This is a genomic window from Kitasatospora nipponensis, from assembly GCF_039528135.1.
GTDB classification, from domain to species: domain Bacteria; phylum Actinomycetota; class Actinomycetes; order Streptomycetales; family Streptomycetaceae; genus Kitasatospora; species Kitasatospora nipponensis.
Genome location: NZ_BAAALF010000052.1, coordinates 29,830 through 33,608 on the forward strand (window position 1 = coordinate 29,830; position 3,779 = coordinate 33,608).

General features: G+C 74.2%; 4 protein-coding genes. 3 read left to right on the plus strand and 1 reads right to left on the minus strand.

Annotation, left to right across the window (positions count from 1 at the left end; all coding sequences use genetic code 11):
- Positions 1–101: 101 nt before the first annotated feature.
- Complete coding sequence (locus tag ABD323_RS17010) at positions 102–1,346, minus strand: serine hydrolase domain-containing protein (protein ID WP_344442465.1); 1,245 nt, start codon at positions 1,344–1,346, stop codon at positions 102–104.
- Positions 1,347–1,784: 438 nt separating this feature from the next.
- On the opposite strand from ABD323_RS17010, the gene ABD323_RS17015 reads away from it, so the two are divergent.
- From ABD323_RS17015 to ABD323_RS17025, 3 genes are all read left to right on the plus strand, one after another.
- On the plus strand, positions 1,785–2,813 hold the full coding sequence (locus ABD323_RS17015) for a mechanosensitive ion channel family protein (RefSeq protein ID WP_344442466.1): 1,029 nt from the start codon (positions 1,785–1,787) through the stop codon (positions 2,811–2,813).
- A gap of 144 nt (positions 2,814–2,957) precedes the next feature.
- Positions 2,958–3,380 (plus strand): SsgA family sporulation/cell division regulator, encoded by a 423-nt coding sequence (locus ABD323_RS17020; RefSeq protein ID WP_344442468.1) that lies wholly within the window; start codon positions 2,958–2,960, stop codon positions 3,378–3,380.
- A gap of 55 nt (positions 3,381–3,435) precedes the next feature.
- On the plus strand, positions 3,436–3,738 hold the full coding sequence (locus tag ABD323_RS17025; RefSeq protein ID WP_344442470.1) for a hypothetical protein: 303 nt from the start codon (positions 3,436–3,438) through the stop codon (positions 3,736–3,738).
- The last annotated feature ends 41 nt before the right edge of the window (positions 3,739–3,779 follow it).

Here is a 3,779-nt window from a genome sequence, read left to right on the forward strand (position 1 = left end):
CGACCCAGACGGGCACCGTCCAGCTGCCGTTTCCCGGCGCGGGAGCTGCGGGCGTTCGGGCCCCGGGCCGGCGCGACCCGGCGGGACGGTGAGGAGGCGCCCTACGGGAGGGCGGGTGCGCCGGGGGCGCAGAAGACCTGGTTCATCAGGGCGATGACGGTCGGCGTCAGCGCGGCGGACTTGACCGGGTCGTACGGGGTCGCCGAGATCGCGATCTGCCGGGTGCCGGTGCGGTCGCCGAACACGTAGGTGGTGTAGCCGAAGATCCCGCCCGGGTGGCCCCAGACGGCGCCGCAGGAGAGCGAGGTGCGCATCAGGCCCAGGCCGTACTCACTGGGCGGGTCGGCGATGGCCGGGACGGTGGTGGTCATCGCGGTGAGCTGGGCCGGCGCGAGCAGCCGGCCGCCGAGCAGGGCGGCGTTGAACCTGGTCAGGTCGTCGGTGGTGGAGAGGAGTTCGCCCGAGGCGCCCGCCACCGACGGGTTGAGCGCGGTGATGTCGGCGGGTCCGCCGGTCAGCGGGAGGTAGCCGTGGCTGTGCGGCCCGGGGATCGAGGTGGCGGTCCCGGGGAGGGAGGTGTGGTCCAGCCCGAGCGGCTGCAGGATCCGCCGGCGGACCTCGGTGCGCCAGGAGCGGCCGGTCACCCGGTCGATCAGTTCGCCGATCAGCAGGTAGTCGGTGTTGGAGTAGTGCCAGCCCTGGCCGGGGGCGAAGTACGGCGGGTGACCGGTGGCGACGGCGATCAGCTGTTGCGGGGTGTGGGTCGTCCAGCGGTCGGTGGCGACCAGTTGCTCCTGCGCGGCCTCGGTCTCGAAGCTGAACCGGGGGTCCTCGGTGAAGTCGAAGATGCCGGCGGTGTGGTTGAGCACCTGGCGCACGGTGATCGCGGCGCCGCCGGGGACGACGCCGGGCAGGTAGCGCTCGATCGGGTCGTCCAGCCCCACCCGGCCCTCGGCGGAGAGCTGCAGCAGCACCGTGGAGAGGAAGGTCTTGGTCACGCTGCCGGCCCGGAACTCCCCGTCGACCGGCGCGGGCGCCCTGCCGGTGAGGTCCCGCACCCCGGACGTGCCGCGCCAGGCGACCCGGCCGTTCTCCCGCACCTCGGCGATGGCGCCGATGGCGCCGGCCTGCGTGGTGATCGCGTCCAGCGCCCGTTGGAGCGCGGCGCCGTCGGTGCGGGCCGCGGTGGCGCCGGACGTGGCGCCGGCGGCGGCGGATCCGGTGGGGGTGCCGCTCGGGGCTGCGGCGGCGCTCGCGGTCGGTGCGAGGGCGAGCACGGTGGCGCCCGCGAGCAGCCCGGCGGCGAGGCGAAGGCCGCTGCGCGAGGTGGTCCTACCGTTCGTCATGCGTCTCTCCTTCTGACGGTCACCGGAGGTCCGGCAGGCGCCAGCCTCACGGTTCGGTCACCGGGTCCGCATCAGTCCGTGGCAGGAGGAGTCGGCGTGATCCCGTACCCAGGGCCTCCTACCCCGGTCGGGAGGTGACGCGGCCTCAGTCCCGTTGCCGGGTCCGTCATTCCGGGAGGTCGGGCGCGGTGAGCCGCTGCCGGAAGCGTCGGCGACCATCGCCCGGCCGATCTCGTCGTCGACCATGCGGGCGCGAGGGACCGCGAGCCCCGGACGGGCGGTCGGACCGCGAGCCCCGGACGGCGGGTCAACTCGGGCGGTCGCCGTGGGCAGGGGTTTGCGCGGGGCGGGGGCGGACAGTCGCGTCGCGGACCGGTCCGCCCGCCGGCCGGGGTGCCGGCGCCGGGCGCCGTCGGGAATCGGGGCGAGAGGAGCGAGATGTCGCTGTGGGGCATGATCAGGCCGGTCACACTGGTGGTCGCCGCGGTGGGGGTCACCGTCGTGGTCGACCGCGCCGTGCTGCTGCTGGTCCGCCGCGGTGGCGGGCTCGCCGAGCCGGGGCGGCAGCTGCTCTTCGGGTGCCGGGTGCCGGCCCTGCTGACCCTCGGCGTGCTCCAACTGCTGGTGGCCGAGCCCGGTGCGGGCCTGACCGCGGCCGCGCACGGGCCGGTCCGGCACGCGCTGGTCCTGCTGCTGCTCGCCTCGGGGGCGTGGCTGGGGGCCCGGGTGGTGGCACTGTCGATCGACACCTCGCTGCACCGCTACACGGCCCAGCGGCGGGACCCGGCCAGGATCCGGCGGGTGCGCACCCAGACCGGCCTGCTGCGCCGGCTCGCCAGCGCGGGGATCGCCGTGATGGCGCTGGCGGCCGCGTTGATGACCTTCCCCGCGGTCCGAGCCGTGGGTGCGAGCCTGCTGGCCTCGGCGGGCATCGTCGGGCTGGTGGTGGGGGTGGCGGCGCAGAGCACCCTGTCGAACCTGTTCGCCGGGATCCAGCTGGCGTTCGGCGACATGGTGCGGCTGGGCGACGACGTGGTGGTGGCCGGGGACTGGGGGACGGTCGAGGAGATCACGCTGACCTCGGTGGTGATCGCGACCTGGGACCAGCGGCGGATCGTCATGCCCGTCTCGTACTTCGTCGCCAAGCCGTTCGAGAACTGGTCGCGGCGCGACCCGGCGATCACCGGGACGGCTCTGCTGCACCTGGACCACCGCACCCCGATGGACCCGTTGCGGGCCGAGTTCGACCGGCTGCTGGCCGCCACCCCGCTGTGGGACGGGGCGGGCAGCGCCCTCCAGGTGGTGGACACCACCCCCAGCACCATCGTGGTGCGGGCGCTGATGACGGCCCGGGACGCCTCGGACGCCTTCGAGCTGCGCTGCTGGGTGCGTGAGCACCTGCTCGCCTTCCTGCGCGAGGAGTTCCCCGAGGCGCTGCCCAGCGTCGGTGTCAGCTACCGGTCGTGATGCGACCTCACTCTCATGTCGACAGCAGGGTCGACCGGACGGGGCCAGGGCGGGTACGTCGCGAGGGTCCAGCCGGTTTGGCGCCCGCCCCAGCGGGCAGAAGCGGCCCCACGAAGCGTGCGGCGCGACAGGAGGAGCAAGCCGATGAGGGGGAACAGCACCACGGTCACAGCCGATCTCCAGGTCGAGCTGCTGGTCGCCGGACTCGACCACGAGATCCCGTTGCGGTCCAGTTGGAGCTACGACGCGGGCGACCCGTACGCCGTCCACGTCGACTTCCGGCTGCCGCTGGGCTCCACCGAGCGGTGGAGCTTCGCCCGGGAGCTGCTGGCCCAGGGGATGGACCTGCCGGCCGGCAGCGGAGACGTCGAGATCGCGCCCGAGGTCGGCCACCGCCACGTCCTGCTGCTGCTGCACGGCGGCAGCGGCTCGGCGGTGGTGCGGGTCGGGCAGCACCCGCTGCGGGAGTTCCTCGACACGGCGTTCGCGCACGTGCCGGCCGGCAGCGAGCGGAGCGACGACGAGCTCGAGCAGTGGCTGCGGTCCGTCCTCGACGCCGCCGCGTGAACCAGGCGCACCAGGGGCGCGGCCCCGGGCGCGCCGGCAGACAGAGGAGTCACCGATGGAGAAGTCGTCCGAGCGGGACGAGCGGATGCTGCTGGACGCCGACAGTCTGATCGGCTTCCGGGTGGAGGCCACCGACGGCCACTGCGGGCACGTCAGCCACCACACCGCCGGCGTCGGCGCCGGACACCTGGTCGTCGACACCGGTGTCTGGATCTTCGGCAGCATCGTCAAGCTGCCGCTCTCCACGATCGCCCGGGTGGAGCCCGACCCGCGCACGGTCTGGCTCACGCTCTCCAAGGAGCAGCTCGGGGCGGAGTACCGGCGCCAGACGGACGCGTACTACAACATCGAGTCGTAGCGGCGTGGTGGCGTGACGGCGTGCCGGGGCCCGGCGGTGAT